Consider the following 22,869-nt stretch of genomic DNA (forward strand, 5'->3'; position numbering starts at 1 on the left):
CTGCACCGAAACCTTCTTCGGGCGGTGAAGGCGGCAATCGCCGCATGGGAGCGATGGCTCCACGCCCAAGAGGGCAAGTAACACAAGCATTTACCGGGCACGCAGCCCAGGCACGCCACAAGGCCTCCCTGAGCAATCGAGCCTCCCCGGATCAATTCATTTTTGATCTATGGAGGCCGTCAATGGCTAACTGCAAAAGCACGAAATACACTGGCCGCACGGTCGTTCTGGAATACGCTATTGGCTGCGGCGACGAAAAGCCCGCGCCCGGCGACTGGAAGGGATTCGGGGCCTTGCGCACCAAGGAATTCAGCCTGGAATGGGACACCACCGACGCCACCGCTGACGATTCCGTCGGGGCGCTGCGTGAGAACCTGGCTACGTTCCAATCGCTGACGATCTCTGGCGATGGCGTGTGCAAGGCCTCTGGCAACGGCGCCGCCAACCTGATCGAACTGACCAAGCACGTCGCCAATCCCCAAGGCACGGCGGGCCAGCCGGTCGTCTGGATGCGCATGACGTTCCCGGATCTGACTTTCACGGCGTTCATGATCTTGACCACGATGAGCCGGTCGGCCCCGCATGACGACGTGACGACCTACAGCATGGAAGCCCAGGCAACCGCGTCCGACTTCGGCCTGATCGTCGAGGACACGCCCGATCCCGTCACGATCACGAGCGTCACTGTGGCGCCGTCTACCCTGTCGATGGTTGAGGGCGATCTGGATGCGTTGACCGCTACCGTGGTTCCCGGCACCAGCCCCGAGGTGAAGTGGACGTCCAGTGATGATCTGGTGGCGACTGTGGACAGTCACGGCCACGTCGAAGCGGTGGGTGCCGGCACGGCCACGATCACGGCTACCAGCGTCTATGACGCCACGAAGTCGGGCAGCTGCGCGGTGACGGTGAGCTAGGGCTTGCGGGGCTGGTCAGTGACGGGCGCGCCGCCATCGACAGCAATGCCTGTGGCGGTCCCGTACTGGCTGGCGGACGTTGACGTGCTTTTCAGGACGCCATTTTGATCAAACGTCAGAACGGCTGTACTGGCCCTGGAATCAACGCCACCAGCAAATGCTCCGACGATAGGAATGAACGTGCTGGCACGTGTTCTGGCTTCCGAATATGTGTACATGACCATCGTAGTGCCGTCGGCATTGCGCATGGTTGTCGTAGGCTGACCAAGCGCGGCGATCACTTCCTGCTTTGTGGTCTGGCCTTCGTGAAATTGGGATAGCTGATCGTCCGTGACTTTGACGCCCGTAGCCGCGCAGGCAGACAGGATGAAGGTGGAGATGAGGGCGGTAAGAAGTTTCACTGTATCTGTCTCTCAAACATCTATTTGATATGTGGCGGTACTGATTTTCTCAAACCGAGCGGCGTCAAATCGAGGGCATGCATAACATCCGTTTTTTACACCTGCCGCTTGGATCTGATCCTGCAAACTGGATGGGTGGTCGGGCTGAAATCGCATCGACGGCCATAGCCTGGAACAGGGAAAGAGGTATCGGTCAACCTCAACGGGTTTTGTGGTTGATGGGCCGACTGAAATTGTCATGCTGAACGATTTGACCGGCTCGAAACTAGGGTCGTCGATTACTACGCAGCAATGGGCATCCGGATCTGTGCATTCACAGGACTCCAGGTAGCACTCCAACATACTGATAAACGCCCACCGCTCTTTGATTGGCCGCCCCTTACTGTAGGCCACAACACCCTTCCATCCGCCCGTTTGGCTGAACAGTTCGATTGCTAGTTTGGCATCCCTCTCGTTCGGCGCGAAGTGCGCGACGTGCATAAGAATACCGGCAGAGTCAACGATCCTGAACTCAGAGGCTTGTTGGGCTATGGAAAGCGCCAGCGGAAAGCCTTTTGATGGGCTTTTTGGAAACGCGATCATCAACATCCAGTCCGATGACTCCGTGTATGGGTCAATAGGACTGCCAACGACTGAGATATCTTGTTTCATGATGAGTGTTTTAACGCAAATCGGCGAAATCGGCATCCACGCGGGTCGTGATGTGCTGCTGCGCCCATCGTTGGCTGCCATGTCCGGCCTGGGCGAACCCGCTGAAATCGTGGACGCGTTCGCCCGCGTGATGGCTGGTGATCTGGCGGATTGCGTGGCCGTGCTGTACGCCTGCGCTGATGAAGACGTGTCCGATCTGGTGGGCACGTTTGAAGCGCGGGAAGGGGGCGGGCCGCTGCGCTATGCCGCCGGCGCCCTGCCTGTCGAGCATGTTGTGCTGCTGGCCCAGTCCCTGGTGCGCCACGGCGTCGTCGGCGTAGCCAAAGAGCAGCCACGACCAGCCGATTACAAGCCTGAGTACATGCGCGAATTCGACGCTCGGGAGCATGCAGCGCTGGCGATGGCCCACCTGGGGCTCACCGAGCGCGAGGCCTGGAACATGACGATGACAGGGCTTGTGGCGGCGCTGCGGGCGAAGTTTCCGCCGTCGGCCAAGGATTCTCCCGGCGCACGCGCCCCGAGCAAAGAGGAGTTGGACGCCAGCATGGAGTGGTTCGAGAAGGTCGAGGCGGCGCGGGCCGCGAAAGAGGGGGTGCACTGATGGCTGGCGAAAATGTAGGCGCGATCTACTACACCGTCGAGGCGGATACCGAAAAATTATTGTCCGCCGCCAAGCCTGCCGACAAAGCACTCGATGGCCTGGAGTCGTCTTTCAAAAGGACTGACAAGGCCGCGAACGACGCCAATTTCCGTATGAAGAAAACGGCGGCGGCGATTAAGGGCATGGGTCGCCAGGCCAGTCAGACCACTGACTTGCTGCGCGGCATGCTGCCTGTGCTATCTGGCGCATTGCTCATTAAGACAGCCAGGGATATCCTCGCCACGGCGGACGCATGGACGGAGATGCAGAACCGCCTGCGCCAGGTCACGAGCAGCCAGAAAGAACTCAACCAGGCCACAAACGATGTTTTCCGCATCGCGCAGACTACCAGCCAAGCATTGGAGCCGGTCGCGCAGGTGTATCAGCGCCTTGCACAAAACGCGGCGCAGCTAGGAATCGACCAGAAGAAGGTCGCAGAAATCACCGAGACGGTCTCCAAGGCCATGGCCGCTTCTGGTGCAAGTGCTGACGCGGCCGATGCCGCCTTGCGTCAACTTGGCCAAGGACTGGCGTCCGGCACACTGCGCGGCGATGAGCTGAACAGTGTCATGGAGCAAACGCCAGCCCTGGCACAAGCCATCGCTACCGGTCTGGGTGTCACCATTGGTGAGCTGCGCACGCTGGGCGCCGAAGGCAAGATCACAGCCAAGTCCTTGATCGAGGCCTTGACCAACGCGGGCGAGAGCGTCAACCAGCAATTTGGCACCAGAGTCAAAACCGCGTCCCAGGCCTGGGTCGAGTTGCGCAACTCTGTTACTCGCTTTATTGGCGAAGCGAACAACTCAGTCGCACTGACCAATTCGCTCGCCGACGGCATTGAGCGAGTATCCCGGGCCATTGACGACGCTGATATCGACAAGATGGCCCAGGAAATCGAGGGCCTTGGCGCTACGATCAGGCTGGTGATGGATGGCGCGGATGCTTTGTTCGGAGGCATGTCATCGTCTGCGCAGTCGGCAACCAACAGTGTCACCAGGTCGTTTACAGAAATGGCGCTCGCGACCGCAAAAGAAGCTGACGGCATCGCCAAGGTGTTTCAGGGCACTGCTGGTGCCGTGGGCGCTGTGTGGGAGGCGCTGGCCAATAACATCCCGGCATTCTTCTCCAATGCCTGGGGGCAGATCAAACAAGGTGCGGCTGAATTCGTCAATGATTTGGCCGATCTTATCAACAAACCGATTCAGGCGATGGGCGGTGCGGGTATCGGGAAAATCTCTGTCGATCAGGCCCCGATTCGAGCGATTGTCAGTCTGGGCGATGCGGCAGCGGAAGGTTGGGAGAATGCGGCCAAGGGCGTAGGGGCCTATGACCGCACACTCAGGCGCGTAACGGATAACGCCATCAATTCCTCAATTGCGGAGTGGCAATCTGAATACACGGAAGAAGTAGAGAAAACGACAGCCGCCACAGAGAAAGCAGCCGCGTCCAGCGGGAAACTGAGCGCCGCCCAAAAGCAGGAAGCAAAAGCCCGCGAGGCTAACAATAAAGTTATCGCGGACATGGTCGAAGCCCTGATGTTGGCGGGCATGGAGGGCGAAAGCCTTGCCATGGCAAAGGCGGCGTCCAGGCTGAATGTATTTGCCACGCCAGCGGAGGTAGAGCAGGTTAAAGCACTGGCTGCAGCGTTGTACCAAGTGCAGCAGGCGAAAGCCGACCAACAACTGATCAATCAGGCCGATCCAATCAAGGCGGAGCAAGAGAAATACGAGACTCAGCTGGCGGCCTATCAGGACATGCTGGACCGAAAAGCAATCAGCGACGAGCAGTATTACCAGTACGCCGGTGACCTGGCGCAGCAGCATGAAGAGACCATGCTGGCGCTGCAGGAAGAGCGATTCCGCAACGAGTCCATGTACAACGACCTGTTGATGACGGGCTTGGATTCACTGGGAGAGGCGGCGGCGGCGACTTTGACGGGAATCATCACTGGCACCGCAAATGCCGAAGATGCTGCCCGAGCATTTGCGGCAACCATCGGAAAAGAGGTTATCGCTGAATTTGTGCGGATGGGGGTGGCTCACGTTAAAGCGGTGATTTTAGGTCGAGCGGCAGAAACGGCTGCGGGCGCTGCTTATGCTGCCGCCACCGCCTCACAGGTCCAGGCCACTACGGCGCTTGCCGCGCAGGCTGCGTTTGCGTCCACGGCAGCCATTCCGATTGTTGGGCCAGCACTGGCGCCGGCAGCAGCAGCGGCGGCAGCAGCGGCAGCCGGCGCGTTGGGAGCGCCGGCAATTGGATTTTCTGCTGCTGCCGGCGCCCGCCAATACGGCGGCCCCGTAGATCCATCCGGCCTGTACCGCATCAACGAAACCGGCGCCCCCGAGATCCTGAATCTCGCCAATGGCCGGCAGTACATGCTGCCCAACAGCCGTGGCGAAGTGATCAGCAACCGGGACGCCACGCGGCAGGCTGCCGGATCATCTGCGGGTAGCGGCTCCCAGCCCACCATCATCAATCTGGGCGGCATCCACATCAGCACGTCCTGGCCCCCGAGCGACAAAGAGGTCCGCGTGCTGGTCACGAAAATCAACGATGCCCTGGATGACGGCATGAAGCTGAGGTAATTCAGTGAGCAACATCACAGTCTTTTCCCCCAACCTTGTCGGTACCGGCTGCGACGGTGTTCGCGGGTCCTACGCCAGGATCGGCTGGCACACGATCACCCGCGATACGACACTTTCCGTCAGCAGCGAACGCGCCGGATTTCCGGGCATTGCGCTCAAGAACGCCACGACCTATGACCGATGGTCGCCGGTGACGCTGCCGGCCTGGGCACAGTGGGATGCCGGCGGCAATGTGGATGTCGACTATGTCGGGATCGCCAGCCACAACCTAGGCGGTGCGACCGTGAGCGTGCAGCACAGCCAGGATGGCACGGCGTGGACTGATGCCATTGTCCTCACGCCATCGAAAAATGACGCATTGATCGCCTGGTGGGAGCAGGTCACGGCCCGTTACTGGCGGGTGCTGATAGACGGCAACGATATCTATCGCGTGGGCGTCATCTACCTGGGCAAGATCCTCGTGATGCCGCGATCCATCACAAGCGGCCATAGTCCGGCCATGCTGAGCCGAAACACCGACATCCTTCCGGCGAAATCCGACACCGGGCAATTCCTGGGACGCTCGATCATCCGTCAGGGGTTTGCGACGACGTATCAGTGGGAGAGCCTGCCGGCCCAATGGTATCGGGACAGCTTTGATCCGTTCGTGGCAGCCGCCGTGAAATATCCGTTTTTCCTGGTCGCAAACCCTGCTCGCTGGCCGGGCGAGTCGATGTATGCGTGGGCCACGAAAGACGTGAAGCCGCGATATCAGCGCCAGCGTGATTGGATGGAGGTATCAGTACCTGTGGAGGCTATCGGATGAGTATCGATCAGATAGGCCGAGAACTGTTCACAGTCGTCGAAATCGATCAGGATTTCTGCGCCCTGAGTTACGGCGTGAACCCGTGCATGGCCGCCCTGGGCGTGACCGGCGAGCGCAAATGCTTCAACACCCGCGCCACCTGCCAGGATCCCGACAATTACACGCTGGACACGCTGACGCTGCGCTTTTGCAAGCCCCAGCAAGCCCTGACGGATTACCCCGTCATTCCGCTGCTGCGAGACGCGAAGACCGCGCCTACGGAAATCAACCCAGGCGGCGGCGGGCGCGATTCTGGGGCGCTGGGAAAGCGGGCGCGGGTCACAGTCACTTTCGACGATGCGCCGCACTCTGATATCGGCGTGGATCCGTATGTCGCTGAGCGCGGATATTACCCGATGGAGCGAGGTACGTTTTGGTCCAAGTGGCTGGCCCGAAACCCGTACTACAACGGGCGCGTTCTGCGCATCCGTGAGGGTTATGTTGGCCAGAGTCTGGCGGAAATGGTGACGCGCACCTACGTCATCGGCAAGATCGACGGGCCGGACACAAAAGGGCAAATCAAGATCACGGCGCTGGATATCCTGGCGCTTGCCGACAACGACAAGGCGCAGATCCCGAAAGCCAGCACCGGGGAGCTTGTTGCTGAAATCGCATCCATCCCGGACGGCACGCCCGACCCCGTCGTGCTGGCGGAAATAGAGATTGCCGGGGCGACCGCCGATGATTACCCGGCGCCGGGCACGATCCGCATCAATGACGAAATCATGACGTATGCCGGCGTCACGATCTCTGGCGAGAACATCAAGCTGACCGGGATTACGCGCCGGACGGACGGATCTGGGGGCGGCAGCCATGATGAGGGTGATCGCGTGCAGCTGTGTGTGCGGTACCAGAACGTGCGCGTGGATAATTTGGCCCGAGAATGGCTGATCCAGTATGTGCCTGCCGCCTACATCGACACTGCTGCATGGGCCGAAGAGGCTGAATTGTGGCTGGCTCAATTCGATATGACGGGACTGATTACCGAGCCAACCGGCGTGCAAGACCTGCTGGCAGAAATCACAGAACAGGCCCTGTTTTACATCTGGTGGGATGAGCGTCAACAGCAGATCAGGCTGCAGGCATTAAAGCCCGCCGGTGCCGGCGTGGCCCTGCTCACGGGAGACGCCAATATCCTCGCCGACAGCGCGGAACTGACGCAGGATCCGGGCGCTCGGGCCAGTCAGGTCTGGGTGTACTGGGGGCAGCGAAATGCCGCCGAAAAGCTGGACAAGGATTCCAACTATCGGCATTTGCGCGTCCGACTCGATGAAGAGGCGGAATCGGCCATCCAGTACGGCGAGCAGCGCATCAAGAAGGTGTTTTCCCGCTGGCTGCACACAGAAGGGCAGGTGATCAATCTGTCTACGCGGCTGCTCAACCGCTACCGCGACAACCCTAAATATGTCGAATTCGATGCGGATGCGAAAGACCGCGAGTACTGGACAGGGGATGTCGTGGACGTGGAGCACCGCTCTGTCGTGGATGACACGGGCCTGCCTGTGCGCGTGCGCTGGCAAATAGTCGCCGCTGAAGAGAAAGAGCCTGGGCATTCGATCACCTACAAGCTGTTTGCCTACGAATTCAAGATTTCTGGGCGGCCTGGATATTGGATGCCGGTTGATGCCCCGAATTACGCGGATGCTACGGACGAGCAGAAAGAACACGGCGCATGGTGGGCTGATGAGAACGGCTTTATTGGCGACGAAAAGGGATTTTCGTGGATTTAAAGGAGAGATAAATGGCGACATGGACTGATGTCGATTCGGCCCGTCTTGAGCCTGGGAAACCGATTCGCTCGATTGACGGACTGGCCCTGCGCGACAACCCGATCGCGATTGCGGAAGGAGCGACTGGTGCCCCGAGAATCCAGCAGGCGGCGATGGCAGACAACTCGGTCACGACGCGGGCGATCGTAAACGGCTCTGTGACATCGGCCAAACTGGCGGTGGGCGCGAATGAAACCAACTGGATGCTGGGCCGTAATGCGGGCGCTGGCGCTGGTGCGGTTGGGACGTATGCGCTGCTGCGGAGAATTGCCCTTGGAACCACGAACCCGGGAGAATCACTTCCGGGGTCTCAGTTGAGATGGTCATCGGGGGGCGCCGCCGGCGGCGGCGCCCCAGGCGGGTCGTGGAGGTGCATGGGCTATGCAACAGGGGCCAGTGGCGGCGAGGCTACCACGCTTTGGCTGAGGTACGCATGAAATACAAGACCGTTACGAATTTGCGTTGGTCGGGCGCGGACATGATCGACATGATGGTGGATTTCGAGGGCATCGGCCCCGTGCCGTTTACCGCGACGCCGAATGATTGCGAAGCGCACGGCCGGGAGCTGTACGCTCGCGCCGTGGCCGGAGATTTTGGGCCAATCGCGATTTCGGAGGAGAGCGAGTGATGTTGAATCGCTGGCAAAAGACGGTCGTTGATCAGCTCGGCAATGTTGTTCCGTGGGCCGCGCTGATCATTCGACGCGAAGCGGATCAGATGCCCGCCACGGTCTACCGCGACCGCGAAGGCACAGACCCGTATCCTGCTGGACAAGTCGTGGCCGACGGCAGCGGGTTCGCCTATTTCTATACCGCGCCTGGCCTGTATCGAATCACCGGCCAGAATCCGGCAATCGACTGGCGGGACGTTGGCATAGGCGCGCCGTTCGATCCTGATGCGCTGGGAACCGCCGCCGGCGCGGATCTGATCGAGAGCCGGTATGACGCTACGCCTGGGCGGGTCGTTACCGTGGGAGGCTTTGGCGTGGGGGTGCCGGGCGATGAAGCGCTGGCGGCCCTGGATGTCGATCTCGATACTGTGCTCATCAGCGGCGATTACTACTGCGCCGACACCTGCGATAACCTGCCCGGCGCCTTGCCGGGTTTCCTTTCTGTGTTTGCTGGGAGCGACCCGGATAGGAAGCTGCAGCGGTTTGTCGAGGACATCGCCGATGGAAAGGAGTATCGGCGAATCGTGGGCGGGACGCCGGGCGTCGAGTGGCAAGAATCGGGTGGTGGCAGTGGTGGTGGCGGGGATCCGTGGGCGATGCAGGCCATCGGGAAAGAATTCTCCCTGCATCCGAACGCCCCTCTCCCGCCTACAGATGACCCGTCGTTCCGCTACATCATCCTGACGGCGGGCCTTGACGGCGCGGGCCAGTACAACGAAGGCGTGCTCACGGACGAGACCGTGACGGGCTCTGATCCGACGATCACGGCTACAGCAGTCGTGTCGCTCGCCGGATCGCCAATGGACGGACAGACCATCGACCTGATCAACACGTCTCGCGTGTTTCCGCGCCCTGGCCCTGCGGCTGGGCCGATTGTGGATAGCGCGAATATTAACCACACTCACGCAGGTACTGCGCTGTCGGCGGGGGCACATACCCACACCATCTCGGCTGGAAGTGGGACGGGGACTGGTGCGGGGCAAAACAGTGCTGTGGCTGGTGGGGCGCGGTCTACCGGCTCCGCAGGTGCCCACACTCACAACTTAGCGATCAGCCCCACAGGCACCGATGAGGCCCGCCCCCGCTACATTCCCCGCATATATCTGATGAGGATCCTCTGATGCCCTACGCAACCGCTGGCGGGGTATCCCGCGCTGATATGTCCGACGATCCTGCGTGGATCGAAATTGATGAGAGCCAGTATGCGGCCGCCCTGGCTGGGATGCAGTCCGGCAAGATCGTCAGCATCGACGGCGGCTTCGATCTGGTCGATCCGCCGAAGCCGGAAGAGCCGCCCGCACCGGATCCGGAACCGGACGGCCCGCCCACGGTCGTGACCCGAGCTCAGGGTAAGGCGGCGCTGATAGGCGCAAGCCTCTGGGCCCAGGTGCAGGCCTACGTCGACGCGATCGAGGACCCAACCCAGCAGGCCCTGGCCCGCGTGGCGCTCGATGACACGACGGAATGGCGGCGTGACTCGCCCTTCTTGGCGACCGCCGCAGCGGCGCTGGGGCTGACGGACAAGCAGCTGGACGATCTGTTCGTCGCGGCTGTCTCCATCGTTCTGTAGCCCCCAAACAATCAGATCAACCGCCCGCCCTGCGCGGGTATTTTTTTGGAAACGCAGGATGCAGATGCTCGAGAACATCAGCCCCAAGGTGTGGGCGGCGCTGGTCGGGGCCGTCGGCGCCGTGATCGGCATGACAACGATCGTCACTGGCCTGACCTGGCGGCAGAAGATCTCAATGCTTTTTGCCGGGATGGCTCTGGCGGTCTTGTTCACGCCAATCATCGTCGAGTGGATGCAGCTGCCCGAGTCCTGGTCCGATGGGGTGTCCGCGCTGATCGGCATCCTGGGCTGGGCCGCGGTGGGCAAGGTCCTGTTGACGATCCAGAGCGCCGATGCTTGGGGGTTGTTCGCCGACGTCGTGCGCGGCTGGTTTGGACGGAGGTCGTGATATGTGGGCTGCAATTTATGCCGTGTCCCAGCTCATTGTGTTTGTCGTGTGCTGCTGGGCGGTACTTTCGCCACGCGTCAATGACGGGTTGCTGGGGCGCATCAGTCTGATCTTGATGCTGTTTGCCAGTCTGGGCTGCATCGCCTGGGCCATTCACTGGCCCTGGGAGGTCCAGCGGCCTGGGGCCATGTTCTCGCTGGCTGTGGCCGGCATGGCCATCCGGTGCTGGTGGATGAAGACGTGCGGGCCGAATGTGCGCCGGCACATCAAACGGAGGATCCGCAAATGCAATTGACGCCTCATTTTTTCCTGGCCGAATTCATGCGGTCCGACACGGCCCGCATGCTGGGCATCGACAACAAGCCGACACGCCACCACCTGGCCAACCTGCACGTTCTTGCGGCCAAGTTGGAGGAGGTGAGGGCGCTGTTCGGCGCGCCCCTCATCATCACGTCAGGCTATCGGTCGCCGGCGCTCAATCAAGCGGTGGACGGATCGGCCACGTCGTCGCATTGCGAGGGCCTGGCCGCAGATTTCCACGTGCCCGCGTTCGGCCCCGATCAGGCCGTGGCCCAGGCCATTGCGGATTCCGCGCTGGAATTTGATCAGCTCATCTTCGAGCAAGCCCGTACGCACTGGGTCCACCTGGGCGTAGGCGATCGCATGCGCCGCGAGGTGCTGTCCTGGCGGTCCGGTCGAGGGTATCAGCGCGGCATTGTGAGGATCGCATGATCGCCGCCGCACTCAAGGCCCTGGCCGGGTGGCGGGGCTACGCGGCCGCCGCCTTGGCTGGGGCCCTGGTTGCTGGGCCCGCCGCGTGGACAGTCCAAGGCTGGCGCCACGACGCCAAGATCTCGGGCATGGAGCGTGACAAGGCGCAGGTCGATGCCCGAGCATCCCGCCAGGCCCTGGCCGACATCCAGGCAAACATCGAAACCGTTGCCGCCGCTGGCCGCCGGGCCGCTGCCGTGGGCCCGACCCTGACGGCCCAGATCAACAAACTCACCGGGGCTCTACGTGATGCGCCACCTTTGCCTGACGGCTGCCGCCCTGATCCTGTCCGGATGCGCAGCCTCGAATCCTCCGTTGACGCCGCGAACCGTGCCGCCGCTGGACAGCCAGCTGGCGCAGCCGTGCCCGCAGATCCCTGAGCCGCCGGCGGGCGATTACGATGCCTGGCAGGCTTGGGTGCAGGATCAGGTGCTGGTGGCGTATGGGGTGTGTGCAGCCCGGCACCGGGAGGCGGTGGGGGCTTATGAGTCGCTGCGGTGATCGCCACTGTGCATATTCGGCATTTGTAGTCGCACCGTTTTCCACTCCCCCGCAGAAAGCCCGCGATCATCGTTGTAAAGGTTCGTCGTTCTTGGAAACTTGTGTCCCAGCAACGTTTGGGTGTCTACGCCTTGGTGGCGATATAGCCTTTCTGCAAGGGACCTTACTTCGTGCAGCGAAGGCAGGCTTTGGCCTGAGTCGACGGAAATAGTGACTGTTTTTCGGCATTCCGAAAAAAGGTTCGTCAACCGGTGCGGCGGACTCTGATTTCCCTTGCGCATCGGAAGCATGTACGGGGACCCTTTGGCTGCAAGGCGACATTCTTCAATAGCGTCTTGGAGAGATACGTCGATTGCATCAAGTCGCAGGGTAGTCGGAATGCGGATATGCCGCCCGGTTTTTTGTTGTATGACATGCAGGTGTCCGTCTTGAACGTCTGCAAATCTCGCAGTGCATAGATCCGCACGCCGCTGTGCTGAAACAAGTGAAAGAAGCAGCATTCTGCGCTGAATAGAACCGTTTGGCGCCAGGGCGTACATGTCTTGCCAGCTTTCGAGCGTGAGCCTTCTACGCTTGATTTTCGGCTTGATGGGACGCACAGAGTCAGCCGGATTACGAAAAACCAATCCGTTCAGCAGGGCCTCATAAAAGAGGTCTTTTGCCTCAATAATGATGCGCCTGGCGGCAGTCTGTTTTCCCGTTTCTGCAACTTTTTTTGCCATCGCTGCCAGTTCGAATGGCATGATGCTATCGATGATGCGATTGCCGAACGCAGCCTCCAAATACCCCAGCCACAACCCCTTGTCTTGCAGTGTTTTCGGCTTTACTTCTCGTTCAGAAATGATCTTTTTGTACGTGACAATCCACGCGGACAGCGTCCGCTCCGGCGCAATTGCTTCCACAATAATTTCCTTTCATCTGCGTTCGATCTGGAATGACCAACGCGCTGCCTGCGCGGCAGATATTGAGGAAATCTCGTCGCAATTCTAAGCCGTTCTGTGCGGCTGTGCTTCGGCTATAGCCGCCCATTCTCCTATGCCAGCCGCCAGTGCCGCACAGGCCAACGCTGTACGCCGGTCAATTTCTACAAGCTTTCCGGTCTGAAAGCTGGCGCCGCGCTCCCAGGCCTGCAGGGTGGGGAGCGATACCCCCAAAGCCTGAGCTGCGGCCCGTTGAGACATTCCCATGTGCTGGCGCCAGGCCTGAAAGTCTGCCGGATTCATTCGCGCACCATTTCGTTTTCGCGGCCCAGCATGTCGATCAGGTAGGCCGTGCCTTGTTCGTCGGAGACAGCGACACCACGAAAGTCCAGCAGGGCGGCGGCGCGGGCGGTGAAGTGCTGGACGTCCCATGACAGATCGGCCGCGTCTTCCATGTCGATTCCATCCAGGTCGTGGACTTGTTGCGATTCTTCGATCAGGGCCTCGGCCGTGGCTTCGTCGATGTCCATGCGGGCAGCCAGTTCGGCGACCAGGGGCCGCAGCTTTTCGGCGTCCTCGTGATAGAACAACCGACCGGCGTCGATGATGCTGTCTTCGTCGATATCCAGGCTGTACACCAGGGCCTCGCCGGCGGTCATCGTGTAGACGTGGCTGGAGAAGAACAGGAAGCTGCCGAAGCGACCGGCTTCGGTGATCTTGCTGATTTCGGTTGGGCTGGTGTGGAATAGTTGCATTTCTGTTCCTCTGATTAATGACTAAATTATATAGTCATTAGAAGAAGAAAGCAAGGTTGGTATTTACCCTATATCCCGCAGCACCAGCGCAAACTGCTCAGGCGCAAAAAAGCCCGCGCTGTGGCGGGCCTTATGTCGATTTTTCCCCACACGGTGGGCCGGTAAATCTTCGGAAACCTTGGAGGCGCAAGCCGGAATCGAACCGACGTATACGGATTTGCAGTCCGCTGCATCACCACTCTGCCATTGCGCCGGTGATGGACTGGGGCAATCCAGTCAAGTCCAGCATTATACGATAAATTTTTCAGCGCATCTCGAACGCCTCCCGGTGCACCGGCACGTCTTTCAGGCCCAGGGCCTGCAGGCCGGTTTCCAGCTGGCGGGCCAGGCCGGCCGGGCCGCAGAACCAGACGTCCAGCGCTTCACCGGCTTGCACCCCGCTTTCCTGGCGCAGGATGCGCGCATCCAGCCGCTGTCCGGCGCTGGCGTCATGCACGTGCAGCGTGATGCGCGGCAAGGTGGCGCACAGGTCGCGCAGGCGGCCGACAAAGGGATCGCGGGCGGCGTCGCGCACGCAGTAATGCAGCTGTGCCTGAGGAGCGGCGTCGGGCTGGTCCTGCAGCGATTCCAGCCAGGCCAGGAACGGCGTGATGCCGATGCCGCCGGCGACCCAGGCCTGGCGGTCCTCTCCCCGGCGGTGGTCGAAGCGGCCATAGGGGCCTTCGATCTGTACAGGCTGGCCGGCCTGCAGGTTGTGCGCCAGCGTACGGGTGTAGTCGCCCAGGGCCTTGATCTGGAATGTCAGGCGGTCCGCCTGGCCGGCGCTGGCGATCGTGTAGGGATGAGCGCCCTCGCGAGCGTCGAAGGTCACGAAGGCGAACTGGCCCGCCTGGTGGCCAGGCCAGCTTTTCTCCATCGTGCAGTTCACTTCCGTGATGCCGCCTTCCAGCTGGCGAATGGAGTCGATGTGCCCGGCATGCCGGCGGCCTTGGCCGATGCGCTGGCGCAGGGCCGGGATGGCCGACAGGCTGCCGCCCAGCATCAGGACGCCCATGATCAGCCCCAGCGGCTGCAGCCACCAGGCGGCTGGGGTCAGGGCCACACTGTGAAAGACCAGGGCCAGATACAGCAGCGGCATGACCCGGTGCAGGATGCGCCAGGATTTGTAGGGGAAGGCTTTCCACAGGCTGATCACCAGGGAAACGATCAATGCGTAGATGACCCACTCCCCGATGTCCTTGGCCAGGCCGTGGCTGGACTGCAGGAAGTCCACCACGGCGACCTTGGGGGGTTTGTTCACGGCGGCGCCGACCAGCGCGCGCAGGGCGCTCCCGCCGATTTCCATCAGCCAGTGGGTGATGCCCAGGCTGATCGCCAGGATGCCGGCCCATTTGTGCAGGCGGTAGATGCGGTCCATGCCACCCAGGGCGGGTTCCAGCCAGGCGGGGCGGATGGCCAGCATCATGGTCAGGGACATCAGGCCCATGGCCCAGATGCCGGTCAGGTAGATGCCCTGTTTGCGGGCGACCCAGGCGGCGTCGCCGGGCATGGGGTTCAGAACGAATGCGTCCCAGGCCCAGGCCAGGGTCAGGATCCCCAGAAAGGAGAGCAGAACGGTACGTGTCTTCATGCGGACTTCCATGTGCGGGCCGATCGGTTCGGCGATGAAGGCAGTATGGAAGCCGCTGCCTGAATCAGGGGTGAAGCAGCCGTTCAGGTGGGGTTCATGTCGGCGCGGTGGTTCTTGGTAAGATATTTTTCTTTGCCGGCGCCATTTCGCCCTGCTGAACACGACTGGATCATTTCATGGGAACCCTCCTGCCCTTTGTCACCGGCCTCATCTGGTTGTACGCCGTGTGGCGTTTTGTCTGGCCCTTGCCTTGCGGGTTGGGGGGGCGGGTAGCCCTGGCGGTGGTTCTGCTGCTGGCCGCTCAGTATCACCAGATCACGGGGCGATTTTTCGGCACGCTGGGGTCCCCGGAATTGCCTCAGTGGATCCTGATCGGCCTGAGCTGGGCCTTTGGCGTGGTGTTGCTGCTGGCGCTGCTGTTGCTGCTGCGCGATATCGTCGGCCTGCTGGTGTGGCTGCCGGCGCGTGGCGCAGGGCGTGTGATCCTGCAGGGTCGGGCGGTGGGGCTGTCCATCGGCGGGCTGGCGCTGGTCTTGTCTGCCATCGGGGTCTGGCAGGCCGTCAAGATCCCCAACGTCCGCACCGTGGCGGTCACGATCCCCGGCCTGCCCGCTGCATTTGACGGTTATCGCATTGTGCAGCTGACAGATCTGCATGCCAGCCGCCTGCTGCCACAATATTGGCAGGCTGCCGTGGTGGCGCGCGCCAACCAGCTGGATCCGGACCTGATCGTCATCACGGGCGATCTGGCCGATGGCATGCCCGAACTTCGGGCGGATGACGTCAGGCCCTTGCAGGATCTGCGGGCGCACGATGGCGTGCTGGCAATTCCGGGCAATCACGAGTACTACGCCGACTACGTCCGCTGGATGCAGGCCTATCGTGCCCTGGGTCTGACCATGCTGGAAAACAGCCATGTCCTGATCCAGCACGACGGCGCATCGCTGGCGGTGGCCGGGATGACTGACCGTCAGGCGGGGGCCTTTGGCCTGCCGCGCCCCGACCTGAAGGCCGCCTTGCACGGAATTCCCGAAGGGGCGCCGGTGATTCTTCTGGAACACCGGCCGGGCGATGCGCCCGCCAATGCACGCGCGGGCGTGGCGCTGCAGTTGTCGGGACATACCCATGGCGGCCAGATCCTGGGGGTGCATTTCATCACCCAATGGGCCAATGACGGATTCGTCTCCGGCCTGTACCAGGTCGGGCCCATGGCGCTGTACGTCAGCAACGGCACTGGCTTGTGGAACGGCCTGGCGATCCGCCTGGGGCGGCCTTCGGAAATCACGCAGATCGTGCTGCGGGCCAAATGAGGCCGCTGCTCGTCTGAGTCAACCAAACAGGATACGTGTCGATGGAATCACTGTTGCTGGTCGCTGGCGCTGGTTTGGTGGCCGGCGCCATGAATGCCCTGGCGGGTGGCGGTTCGTTCGTCAGCCTGCCGGCCCTGATCGCAGCCGGCGTGCCGCCCGTGCTGGCCAATACGTCCAGCACGGTGGCCTTGTACCCCGGCAGCGTGGCCAGCGCCTGGGCATATCGCGACAGCCTGAGCGGCGTGGGCGACGTGCCCTTGAAAAAGCTGTTCTGGGTGACCTTGCTGGGCGGCAGCCTGGGCGCCCTGATGTTGCTGTGGACCTCTTCACGGGCCTTCGATTTCATCCTGCCCTGGTTGTTGCTGGTCGCCACGCTGGCGCTGGCCTTCGGGCGTAGGGTCGGTGAATGGGTCCGTGCGCATGGCCGGGTGCATCCTGCTCTGGTGATGTGCCTGCAGTTCGGCCTGGGCATCTACGGCGGCTATTTCGGCGGGGCGGTGGGCATCATGATGGTGGCCGTCTGGGGCCTGCTGGGCTCGCACGACATCAAGCGCATGAGCGGGCCGCGCGTGCTGATGGTGACGGTGGCCAATACGATGGCTGTCGCGATCTTCGTGGCGGCCGGCGCCGTGCAGTGGCGGGAAACCGCCGTCATGCTCGTCACGGCCAGCCTGGGCGGCTATGCCGGGGCCTTGTTGGGTAAACGGATTCCGGCGCCCATCATCCGCTACGGCACTCTGGCCCTGACGATTTTCATCACCGTGGCATTCTTCAAGCGAGCCTACGGCTGAGGCGGCTTCGGCGGGATCGTCCCGCCGTGGGGCGCGGGACGTCGGCCCTGCCGACCGGAGGTCAATTCACTTCCTCGATCCGCTTGACGTCGGACTTGTTGACCTTGACCTCATGGCCGTCCTTTTCGTACCTCACAAAGCCATCGTCCGTATCCGTCTGGGGCGCATCGGCCGTGTAGTCGGTTTTCCCGTCGTTGGTCGTGACGGTGGATGGGGTCGAGCAGGCGGCCATAACAAAGCTGCCGGCCAGAACGGCGAGGAGTCCGGGAATTTTCTTCGACATGAGCATCTCCTGAAAACAAGGGTCTCATGGACACCATATCAAGGTCTTCCCGGCAGCACTGTAAGCGGGTTCGACAAGCAGCCCGCGTCGGCTGCCCGCACGGCTGGCCACGCATTGCAGTTCCATAGGGGGATTGGAGAGCCAATCCGCTGTAGGGTCTTCTGACAAAATCGCGAGCGATCATCGCGCGGCCAGTGTTCAGGCCGGCGATGCCTCGATCGGGGTGCGACGGCCCAGGATGCGCAGCACGGCATTCAGGACGATGCCATATAAAGGCACGAACAGCAGCAGGCTGGCGGACAGCTTGACGGCATAGTCGACCAGGGCGATTTCCACCCAGTGTTCAGCCATGAAGGGGTTGCTGCTGTGCCAGAAGGCCACCGCAAAGAAGATGGCCGTATCCAGCGCCTGCCCCAGCACGGCGGATGCGGACGGCGCTACCCACCAGGGCATGCGGCTGTTGCGGCGGATGCGGTCGAAGACCTGCACATCCAGCAACTGGCCAAAGACGTAGGCCGCAAAGCTGGCAAACGCGATGCGGAACACGAAACTGTCGAACGCGCCCAGGGCGTCGACACCATTGAAGCGGCCTTCGTGGAACAGCACCGACACGATGTAGGACGCGATCAGCGCCGGCACCATCACGCGCGCGATCACGCGGCGGGCCTGTGCTTTGCCGATCAGCCGCACGGTCAGGTCGGTGGCCAGGAAAATGAAGGGGAAGCTGAAAGCACCCCAGGTGCTGTGGAAACCGAACAGATCGATCGGCAACTGCACCAGGTAGTTGCTGGCGATGATGATCGCGATGTGAAAGGCGACCAGCAAGGCCAGATAACGGGATGTCCGCGATGAGGGGACGAGCAAGGGCATCATGAAAGACCTTTTTGGTGAATGGGGTGAGGGAACCCATGAACGGAATGCGAGCAGGATTATAGCCTGTCACGAGGACCCGCGATACGAACCGGCCTGCATGCCCCTGTCTCGCGCAGGCATTGTCCGGCAGGTATTTCCTGGGCTATTGTCAGTCTTTGTGGATCAAGGTACGCGCGATGCCAAGTTTCGATTTCAAGCAAGTGGATGTGTTTTCCAGCGTGCCGCTGAAGGGCAATCCTTTGGCCGTCGTCATCGCCGCCGATGGGGTGTCGGACGACCGGATGGCAGCGTTCGCCAATTGGACCAACCTCAGCGAGACCATTTTCCTGCTGCGTCCCGCGGCACCGCAGGCTGATTACCGTGTGCGGATTTTCACACCGCGTGGCGAATTGCCGTTTGCGGGGCACCCCACGCTGGGCGCCTGCGCCGTCTGGCTGGCCAGTGGCGGGCAACCACGCGGTGACACGATCATCCAGGAATGCGCCGCTGGACTGATCACGCTGCGCCGTGATGGCTCAGGCGTCGCTTTCGCCGCACCGCCCCTGGTGCGCTCGGGCGCAGTGGAAACCGAGCTGCTGCCGCGCATTGCCGCTGGCCTGGGTCTGGGCCTTGGCGACATCCTGGATGCGCAGTGGGTAGACAACGGCCCCGGCTGGCTGGCGGTGCTGCTGGCTTCGCGCCGTCAGGTGCTGGCTTTGCGACCGGACCCAGCTGCACTGGGCGACCTGAAAGTCGGCGTCATCGCCCCCTGGGACCCCACCGTCGATGGCACGGAAGCGCAGTTCGAGGTCCGCGCATTCGTGCCGGGCCTGGGTATTCCAGAGGATCCGGTCACCGGCAGCCTGAATGCCGGTGTGGCCCAGTGGTTGATCGGCAGCGGACGTGCTCTGGATGCCTACGTGGCATCGCAGGGCACGGCGCTGGGCCGCGCGGGACGCGTGCATGTCCGGAAATCGGGCCCGGACATCTGGATTGGCGGCGAGGTCGTCACCTGCATCGAGGGGAAGGTGACGCTGTAACGGGGCGAGTTTCGCCTGGCTGGGCGGACCCGGGCGCATGCCGGCCGCCGGCGAATGGCGGGGGTGGCTGCGTGGCGTCATTTTTGACGTATCATGGCCTCCATGCCCGCTATCAGACAGCTTCCCAGAGTTCCACGCGCAGCGGCCCGGCACCTCGTTTTTTGCCTGGTCGTCGCAGCGTTTCTGTGCCGGGCGCTGATTCCTGCCGGCTACATGCCGGCCGCGAATGCGGCCAGGGGTTTGTCGGCCTTGGAGTTTTGCCCTGGTACCGGAGATGCGGGCGTCACGTTCTCGCATCTGGTGGACGATCTGTCGCATCCTGTCGATGGGCACCACGATTATCAAAGCTGCCCCTTCTGCCTTGCCGTCTCGCATGCAGCCTTGCCTGCGCAGCCGGGCCTGACGCTTGCGGGCTTGGCGGTGCGCAGCTTGCCGCTCATATTCGCACGAGCCCGTCCGGCGGTGGTCTCATCCGCTGCCGGCCCGCCCCTGGGGCCGCGCGCTCCGCCACTGAACTTCGCCTGATTCCCCTGTCGACGGCCACACGATGTGCGGCCGGAACGGCTGTCATTCTTTCAAGCGAGGTTTTCAATGTTCGTTTTTCGTACCGGTGCGTCCGCCGTTGCGGCGTGCGCCGCCCTGTTGTTCGCTCCTTCAGCCTTTTCCCACATCAGCTTCGAGACGCAGCAGGCGCCGGTGGGCAGCAGCTACAAAGCCGTATTGCAGGTACCGCATGGCTGCCAGGGTTCTGCCACGGTGAAGCTGCGGATCCAGATCCCGGAAGGCGTTCTTGGCGTCAAGCCGCAGCCCAAGGCGGGCTGGGATCTGAAGGTCGTGAAGGGCGATTACAGCAAGTCCTATGACCTTTATGGATCGAAGATCACTTCGGGTGTGACGGAGGTCGAGTGGACCGGCGGGCCGTTGCCCGATGACTTCTACGACGAGTTCGTGTTCAAGGGCTATCTCAGCAGCAGCCTGAAGCCAGGCACCACGCTGTATTTCCCGGTGATTCAGGAATGCGAGAAGGGCGTCGACCGCTGGATCGATATTCCCGAAGGCGCAGAAAAAGCGCATGGGCACGGCGGGCATTCGGACACGCCGGCTCCGGGCCTGAAGCTGTTGCCCAAGGCCCGGTAATCTGGGCTTTCGGGGCGCCTGCCGGCCAGGCGCCCCGTGCCTGGGAGGATGAACATGAATGTGCAGAAGATCGGCGCATGCGCGGCGCGGCACTGGTTTCAGGGGCTTGCAAGCACGTTGTTGGCGCTGACGGCCTTGGTCTGGGGGCAACTGGCATTCGCGCATGCGGCCTTGGTGTCGAGCGTGCCTGCTCAAGGGGCGGTACTGCAGAGTGCCCCGTCCGAGGTGCGACTGACGTTCGACGAACCAGTGTCCGCGCTGGTTTTCACGCTGGTCGAGCCGGGCGGAACAGCCCGGGAAGTGAGTAGAATCCGGGCGGTGGATGACGGTGTGAGCCTGTCCTTGCCGACATTGTCGGAACGGGGAACCTATGCCTTGAGCTGGCGCGTGATATCTGCCGACGGCCATCCTCTGGGTGGAACGTTCACCTTTGCCGTCGGAGCAGCAGGCGGCGATCCCGTCCAGGTCCGTTCGACTCGTCCGGTCCGGGATTTCTGGGTGTGGCTGGGGGTGGTTGCCTGGTATGTGACGCTGATTGCCGGGATCGGACTGGCCGTCTGTGAATCGCGCACGGCTGCCCGGCCGCGCGGCCGGATCTGGGGACTGTCCTTGTTGGCCGTAGCGGCTGCGGTTGCCATCGCCAATGTCGGCCTGCTGGGGATCGATGCCCTGGATCTGCCGCTGTCAGGCCTGTTTCAAGCCCGAGCCTGGCAGGTTGCCGCCGCCACGTCCTTCGGGTTGACAGTTGCCCTGGCGCTGCTGGCCCTGGTGTGCGCGGCGCTATCCTGGATGGCGCTGACCGCCCGCATCCGCGCGGCGCTGGCGTTGCCGGCAGTGGTTCTGCTGGGTCTCGCGCTGGCCGCCAGCGGGCATGCGAGCACTGCGCCACCCGCCTGGCTGGCCAGGCCCGCTGTATGGCTGCACGTCGTGGCTGTTACGATCTGGGTCGGTTCGCTGGCGCCGCTGTACGGTGCGCTGAGGTCCCCGGCTGGGGTATCGGGCTTGCTGCAGTGGTTTTCGCGCATCATTCCAGCGGCACTGCTGGCCCTGGTGGCCAGCGGCGCGGTGCTGATCTACCTGCAGTTCGATGCGCTGTCCTCGCTGTGGCAGACTGCGTATGGGCGCGTGCTGATCGGCAAGCTGCTGCTGGTGACCGTGCTGCTGGCGCTGGGCGCGCACAACCGCTATCGCCTGACCCGCGCGACGTTGGCGGGCAATGCACAGGCCCGCAGCTCGCTGCGCCGGGTGGTCGCCGTCGAAGGAGTCGTGGCGTTGGCGATTCTTGCCGTCGTCGCGTTGTGGCGTTTCACGCCACCTCCGCGTGCGCTGGATGCGGCGTCCGGAGGGGCTGTTCAGGCTGTGTCGGAACATGTTCAGAGCCCGCAGGCGATGGTGAATTTGAGCTACCTGCCGCCACAGCGCGGCGGGGCCGCCATGCTGACCCTGCGTCTGCTTGCGCCGGATGCCAAACCCCTGTCGGCCCAGGCCGTCGAGGTCGTGTTCTCCGATCCCGAGGCCGGCATCGAGCCGATTGCCTATCCGGCGCAGCGGGCCGAAGACGGCAGTTGGCAGGTGCACGACATCCGCTTGCCCCGACGCGACCGGTGGGACGTCCGCATTGATATTCTGGTGTCGGATTTCAAGCGCATCAGCGTGAGTACGACGCTGCGCCTGCCGGGGTAGGTGCTCGCCTCAGGCCCAGTTGGCTGCGACCGAATGCGCAGATGAACCGCCTGCGTCGCCTTGGGGCGCTGTCCGATATTTACTGCGCGCCGTCCTGCAGCCATTTCAGGTATGCCGAGCGGGTCGCGGTGGAGACGGATTCCAGGGCTTTTTGGCGCTGTACCTGATGCCGCAGCATCAGGCGCGCATCGGCCACGGCGCGGGACTTGCAGTACCAGTGGCAGCTGTGCTGAAACAGATACAGCTCCGCTGAAAGATGATAGGCACGGTCTTTTGGATCCCAGCGGCTTTCGTTGTCCACGACGTGGCGCAGGCCGGTGGCGTGGATGTGCAGCAGCGCCCTGAAATCCCGCGTCGATGCGGGCAGAAAGCGTTCGATCCAGGGCACGCAAAACGAGAGCACCCCCATGCGGGTGGCTTGCGCGTCTTCCCGCTGCATGGTGTCGGCCAGGGATTGGACCTGCGCGGCCACTGCGCTTTCGGTCTGGGCGAAAGAACCCAGCACCTGAAGTTGACGGGCTTCGTCCTGTTCGTGGATGGCGCGGGTGTAGCCCTGCGTCAGGGCTTCCATGTGGCGCTCGATCTGCAGGCCGGCCAGGTGCCGTCCCAGCAAGGCGATGTGGGTGCGCTGGTAGCGCAGGCATAGCAATCGCCAGGTCACGACGATCGCCAGTAGGGTCAATGCTATGTCCATTGTGTGCATTCTCTTATCAGCAGCCAGGAGGCTACCCGATTTTGCGCTGGACTGACGTGCGTCGGTCCCC

27 protein-coding genes and 1 tRNA gene are annotated in these 22,869 nt (G+C 62.4%); 18 read left to right on the top strand and 10 right to left on the bottom strand.

All coding sequences use genetic code 11. The features are described from left to right. The first annotated feature begins 182 nt into the window (after positions 1–182). The gene (locus VDP74_RS02055; protein ID WP_322997956.1) at positions 183–914 is read left to right on the top strand and encodes a phage tail protein; all 732 of its coding nucleotides are present in this window, start codon (positions 183–185) and stop codon (positions 912–914) included. Here the strand turns inward: VDP74_RS02055 and bamE are convergent. Then, the gene (gene bamE, locus VDP74_RS02060) at positions 911–1,315 is read right to left on the bottom strand and encodes an outer membrane protein assembly factor BamE domain-containing protein (RefSeq protein ID WP_322997957.1); all 405 of its coding nucleotides are present in this window, start codon (positions 1,313–1,315) and stop codon (positions 911–913) included. The two genes, VDP74_RS02055 and bamE, sit on opposite strands and share 4 nt — an antisense overlap. A gap of 12 nt (positions 1,316–1,327) precedes the next feature. Then, positions 1,328–1,966: a hypothetical protein gene (locus VDP74_RS02065; RefSeq protein ID WP_322997958.1), complete on the bottom strand. Its 639-nt coding sequence runs from the start codon at positions 1,964–1,966 to the stop codon at positions 1,328–1,330. Between VDP74_RS02065 and VDP74_RS02070 the strand changes: the two genes are divergently transcribed. The 11 genes from VDP74_RS02070 (at position 1,965) to VDP74_RS02120 (ending at position 11,583) form a co-directional block, all read left to right on the top strand. After that, positions 1,965–2,567, top strand: a complete 603-nt coding sequence (locus VDP74_RS02070; protein WP_322997959.1) for a DUF6246 family protein — start codon at positions 1,965–1,967, stop codon at positions 2,565–2,567. The two genes, VDP74_RS02065 and VDP74_RS02070, sit on opposite strands and share 2 nt — an antisense overlap. Beyond that, entirely contained in the window at positions 2,567–5,191 is a 2,625-nt protein-coding gene (locus VDP74_RS02075; protein WP_322997960.1) for a tape measure protein, read from the top strand. The genes VDP74_RS02070 and VDP74_RS02075 overlap by 1 nt, the downstream gene beginning before the upstream one ends. A 4-nt stretch (positions 5,192–5,195) precedes the next feature. After that, on the top strand, positions 5,196–5,996 hold the full coding sequence (locus VDP74_RS02080) for a hypothetical protein (protein ID WP_322997961.1): 801 nt from the start codon (positions 5,196–5,198) through the stop codon (positions 5,994–5,996). Beyond that, on the top strand, positions 5,993–7,765 hold the full coding sequence (locus VDP74_RS02085) for a hypothetical protein (protein WP_322997962.1): 1,773 nt from the start codon (positions 5,993–5,995) through the stop codon (positions 7,763–7,765). The genes VDP74_RS02080 and VDP74_RS02085 overlap by 4 nt, the downstream gene beginning before the upstream one ends. A gap of 472 nt (positions 7,766–8,237) precedes the next feature. Beyond that, a complete protein-coding gene (locus VDP74_RS02090; protein ID WP_322997963.1) occupies positions 8,238–8,432 on the top strand; it encodes a hypothetical protein in 195 nt (64 codons plus the stop codon). Further along, complete coding sequence (locus VDP74_RS02095; protein ID WP_322997964.1) at positions 8,432–9,595, top strand: hypothetical protein; 1,164 nt, start codon at positions 8,432–8,434, stop codon at positions 9,593–9,595. Before VDP74_RS02090 ends, VDP74_RS02095 begins: the two co-directional genes overlap by 1 nt. Next, the gene (locus tag VDP74_RS02100; protein ID WP_322997965.1) at positions 9,595–10,044 is read left to right on the top strand and encodes a hypothetical protein; all 450 of its coding nucleotides are present in this window, start codon (positions 9,595–9,597) and stop codon (positions 10,042–10,044) included. The genes VDP74_RS02095 and VDP74_RS02100 overlap by 1 nt, the downstream gene beginning before the upstream one ends. Before the next feature lie 58 nt (positions 10,045–10,102). Next, on the top strand, positions 10,103–10,432 hold the full coding sequence (locus tag VDP74_RS02105; RefSeq protein WP_322997966.1) for a hypothetical protein: 330 nt from the start codon (positions 10,103–10,105) through the stop codon (positions 10,430–10,432). Position 10,433: 1 nt separating this feature from the next. Continuing rightward, positions 10,434–10,727, top strand: coding sequence for a hypothetical protein (locus tag VDP74_RS02110; RefSeq protein WP_322997967.1), 294 nt, complete (start codon positions 10,434–10,436; stop codon positions 10,725–10,727). Further along, positions 10,718–11,164 carry a D-Ala-D-Ala carboxypeptidase family metallohydrolase gene (locus tag VDP74_RS02115; protein ID WP_322997968.1) on the top strand — a complete coding sequence of 149 codons (447 nt, stop codon included), beginning with the start codon at positions 10,718–10,720 and terminating at the stop codon, positions 11,162–11,164. Before VDP74_RS02110 ends, VDP74_RS02115 begins: the two co-directional genes overlap by 10 nt. Continuing rightward, positions 11,161–11,583 carry a hypothetical protein gene (locus VDP74_RS02120; protein WP_322997969.1) on the top strand — a complete coding sequence of 141 codons (423 nt, stop codon included), beginning with the start codon at positions 11,161–11,163 and terminating at the stop codon, positions 11,581–11,583. Before VDP74_RS02115 ends, VDP74_RS02120 begins: the two co-directional genes overlap by 4 nt. A gap of 102 nt (positions 11,584–11,685) precedes the next feature. Here the strand turns inward: VDP74_RS02120 and VDP74_RS02125 are convergent, their stop codons facing one another. From VDP74_RS02125 to VDP74_RS02140, 5 genes are all read right to left on the bottom strand, one after another. Next, complete coding sequence (locus VDP74_RS02125; RefSeq protein WP_322997970.1) at positions 11,686–12,606, bottom strand: tyrosine-type recombinase/integrase; 921 nt, start codon at positions 12,604–12,606, stop codon at positions 11,686–11,688. Between the two features lie 84 nt (positions 12,607–12,690). Next, positions 12,691–12,927, bottom strand: a complete 237-nt coding sequence (locus VDP74_RS15290; protein WP_416232915.1) for a helix-turn-helix domain-containing protein — start codon at positions 12,925–12,927, stop codon at positions 12,691–12,693. Next, positions 12,924–13,379: a hypothetical protein gene (locus VDP74_RS02130; RefSeq protein WP_322997971.1), complete on the bottom strand. Its 456-nt coding sequence runs from the start codon at positions 13,377–13,379 to the stop codon at positions 12,924–12,926. The genes VDP74_RS15290 and VDP74_RS02130 overlap by 4 nt, the downstream gene beginning before the upstream one ends. A 179-nt stretch (positions 13,380–13,558) precedes the next feature. Beyond that, a tRNA-Cys gene (locus VDP74_RS02135) sits at positions 13,559–13,632 on the bottom strand. Between the two features lie 51 nt (positions 13,633–13,683). Then, positions 13,684–15,009 carry a ferric reductase-like transmembrane domain-containing protein gene (locus VDP74_RS02140; RefSeq protein WP_322997972.1) on the bottom strand — a complete coding sequence of 442 codons (1,326 nt, stop codon included), beginning with the start codon at positions 15,007–15,009 and terminating at the stop codon, positions 13,684–13,686. Between the two features lie 176 nt (positions 15,010–15,185). On the opposite strand from VDP74_RS02140, the gene VDP74_RS02145 reads away from it, so the two are divergent. Together VDP74_RS02145 and VDP74_RS02150 are read left to right on the top strand one after the other, a co-directional pair. Further along, a complete protein-coding gene (locus VDP74_RS02145; RefSeq protein WP_322997973.1) occupies positions 15,186–16,319 on the top strand; it encodes a metallophosphoesterase in 1,134 nt (377 codons plus the stop codon). A gap of 41 nt (positions 16,320–16,360) precedes the next feature. Then, positions 16,361–17,110 (top strand): sulfite exporter TauE/SafE family protein, encoded by a 750-nt coding sequence (locus VDP74_RS02150; RefSeq protein WP_322997974.1) that lies wholly within the window; start codon positions 16,361–16,363, stop codon positions 17,108–17,110. Between the two features lie 61 nt (positions 17,111–17,171). Here VDP74_RS02150 and VDP74_RS02155 read toward each other — a convergent pair whose 3' ends face one another. After that, the gene (locus VDP74_RS02155) at positions 17,172–17,393 is read right to left on the bottom strand and encodes a YgdI/YgdR family lipoprotein (RefSeq protein WP_322997975.1); all 222 of its coding nucleotides are present in this window, start codon (positions 17,391–17,393) and stop codon (positions 17,172–17,174) included. A 198-nt stretch (positions 17,394–17,591) separates the two neighbouring features. Continuing rightward, complete coding sequence (locus tag VDP74_RS02160; RefSeq protein WP_416232918.1) at positions 17,592–18,263, bottom strand: 7-cyano-7-deazaguanine/7-aminomethyl-7-deazaguanine transporter; 672 nt, start codon at positions 18,261–18,263, stop codon at positions 17,592–17,594. Positions 18,264–18,442: 179 nt separating this feature from the next. On the opposite strand from VDP74_RS02160, the gene VDP74_RS02165 reads away from it, so the two are divergent. From VDP74_RS02165 to VDP74_RS02175, 4 genes are all read left to right on the top strand, one after another. Then, positions 18,443–19,285, top strand: coding sequence for a PhzF family phenazine biosynthesis protein (locus VDP74_RS02165; protein ID WP_322997977.1), 843 nt, complete (start codon positions 18,443–18,445; stop codon positions 19,283–19,285). Positions 19,286–19,387: 102 nt separating this feature from the next. Beyond that, a complete protein-coding gene (locus tag VDP74_RS15295) occupies positions 19,388–19,810 on the top strand; it encodes a DUF2946 family protein (protein WP_416232919.1) in 423 nt (140 codons plus the stop codon). A 66-nt stretch (positions 19,811–19,876) separates the two neighbouring features. After that, the gene (locus VDP74_RS02170; protein ID WP_322997978.1) at positions 19,877–20,422 is read left to right on the top strand and encodes a YcnI family protein; all 546 of its coding nucleotides are present in this window, start codon (positions 19,877–19,879) and stop codon (positions 20,420–20,422) included. 54 nt (positions 20,423–20,476) lie between these two features. Then, positions 20,477–22,105 (top strand): copper resistance CopC/CopD family protein, encoded by a 1,629-nt coding sequence (locus VDP74_RS02175; RefSeq protein WP_322997979.1) that lies wholly within the window; start codon positions 20,477–20,479, stop codon positions 22,103–22,105. Positions 22,106–22,184: 79 nt separating this feature from the next. On the opposite strand, the gene VDP74_RS02180 is transcribed toward VDP74_RS02175, so the two are convergent. Continuing rightward, positions 22,185–22,799 (bottom strand): hypothetical protein, encoded by a 615-nt coding sequence (locus VDP74_RS02180; protein ID WP_322997980.1) that lies wholly within the window; start codon positions 22,797–22,799, stop codon positions 22,185–22,187. Positions 22,800–22,869 lie beyond the last annotated feature (70 nt).

This window comes from Castellaniella sp. (assembly GCF_034674885.1).
In the GTDB taxonomy this organism is placed as follows: domain Bacteria; phylum Pseudomonadota; class Gammaproteobacteria; order Burkholderiales; family Burkholderiaceae_B; genus Castellaniella.

Excerpts from the sequence above, each read along its gene's own strand:
- VDP74_RS15290 (WP_416232915.1), bottom strand. The coding sequence starts at position 12,927 with ATGAATCCGGCAGACTTTCAGGCCTGGCGCCAGCACATGGGAATGTCT.
- VDP74_RS02075 (WP_322997960.1), top strand. The coding sequence starts at position 2,567 with ATGGCTGGCGAAAATGTAGGCGCGATCTACTACACCGTCGAGGCGGAT.
- VDP74_RS02100 (WP_322997965.1), top strand. The coding sequence starts at position 9,595 with ATGCCCTACGCAACCGCTGGCGGGGTATCCCGCGCTGATATGTCCGAC.
- VDP74_RS02155 (WP_322997975.1), bottom strand. The coding sequence starts at position 17,393 with ATGTCGAAGAAAATTCCCGGACTCCTCGCCGTTCTGGCCGGCAGCTTT.
- VDP74_RS02070 (WP_322997959.1), top strand. The coding sequence starts at position 1,965 with ATGATGAGTGTTTTAACGCAAATCGGCGAAATCGGCATCCACGCGGGT.
- VDP74_RS02180 (WP_322997980.1), bottom strand. The coding sequence starts at position 22,799 with ATGGACATAGCATTGACCCTACTGGCGATCGTCGTGACCTGGCGATTG.
- VDP74_RS02105 (WP_322997966.1), top strand. The coding sequence starts at position 10,103 with ATGCAGATGCTCGAGAACATCAGCCCCAAGGTGTGGGCGGCGCTGGTC.
- VDP74_RS02140 (WP_322997972.1), bottom strand. The coding sequence starts at position 15,009 with ATGAAGACACGTACCGTTCTGCTCTCCTTTCTGGGGATCCTGACCCTG.
- VDP74_RS02170 (WP_322997978.1), top strand. The coding sequence starts at position 19,877 with ATGTTCGTTTTTCGTACCGGTGCGTCCGCCGTTGCGGCGTGCGCCGCC.
- VDP74_RS02090 (WP_322997963.1), top strand. The coding sequence starts at position 8,238 with ATGAAATACAAGACCGTTACGAATTTGCGTTGGTCGGGCGCGGACATG.
- VDP74_RS02160 (WP_416232918.1), bottom strand. The coding sequence starts at position 18,263 with ATGCCCTTGCTCGTCCCCTCATCGCGGACATCCCGTTATCTGGCCTTG.
- VDP74_RS02110 (WP_322997967.1), top strand. The coding sequence starts at position 10,434 with ATGTGGGCTGCAATTTATGCCGTGTCCCAGCTCATTGTGTTTGTCGTG.
- VDP74_RS02065 (WP_322997958.1), bottom strand. The coding sequence starts at position 1,966 with ATGAAACAAGATATCTCAGTCGTTGGCAGTCCTATTGACCCATACACG.
- VDP74_RS02175 (WP_322997979.1), top strand. The coding sequence starts at position 20,477 with ATGAATGTGCAGAAGATCGGCGCATGCGCGGCGCGGCACTGGTTTCAG.
- VDP74_RS02095 (WP_322997964.1), top strand. The coding sequence starts at position 8,432 with ATGTTGAATCGCTGGCAAAAGACGGTCGTTGATCAGCTCGGCAATGTT.
- VDP74_RS02150 (WP_322997974.1), top strand. The coding sequence starts at position 16,361 with ATGGAATCACTGTTGCTGGTCGCTGGCGCTGGTTTGGTGGCCGGCGCC.
- VDP74_RS02130 (WP_322997971.1), bottom strand. The coding sequence starts at position 13,379 with ATGCAACTATTCCACACCAGCCCAACCGAAATCAGCAAGATCACCGAA.
- VDP74_RS02115 (WP_322997968.1), top strand. The coding sequence starts at position 10,718 with ATGCAATTGACGCCTCATTTTTTCCTGGCCGAATTCATGCGGTCCGAC.
- VDP74_RS02165 (WP_322997977.1), top strand. The coding sequence starts at position 18,443 with ATGCCAAGTTTCGATTTCAAGCAAGTGGATGTGTTTTCCAGCGTGCCG.
- VDP74_RS02120 (WP_322997969.1), top strand. The coding sequence starts at position 11,161 with ATGATCGCCGCCGCACTCAAGGCCCTGGCCGGGTGGCGGGGCTACGCG.
- VDP74_RS02085 (WP_322997962.1), top strand. The coding sequence starts at position 5,993 with ATGAGTATCGATCAGATAGGCCGAGAACTGTTCACAGTCGTCGAAATC.
- VDP74_RS02055 (WP_322997956.1), top strand. The coding sequence starts at position 183 with ATGGCTAACTGCAAAAGCACGAAATACACTGGCCGCACGGTCGTTCTG.
- VDP74_RS15295 (WP_416232919.1), top strand. The coding sequence starts at position 19,388 with ATGCCCGCTATCAGACAGCTTCCCAGAGTTCCACGCGCAGCGGCCCGG.
- VDP74_RS02145 (WP_322997973.1), top strand. The coding sequence starts at position 15,186 with ATGGGAACCCTCCTGCCCTTTGTCACCGGCCTCATCTGGTTGTACGCC.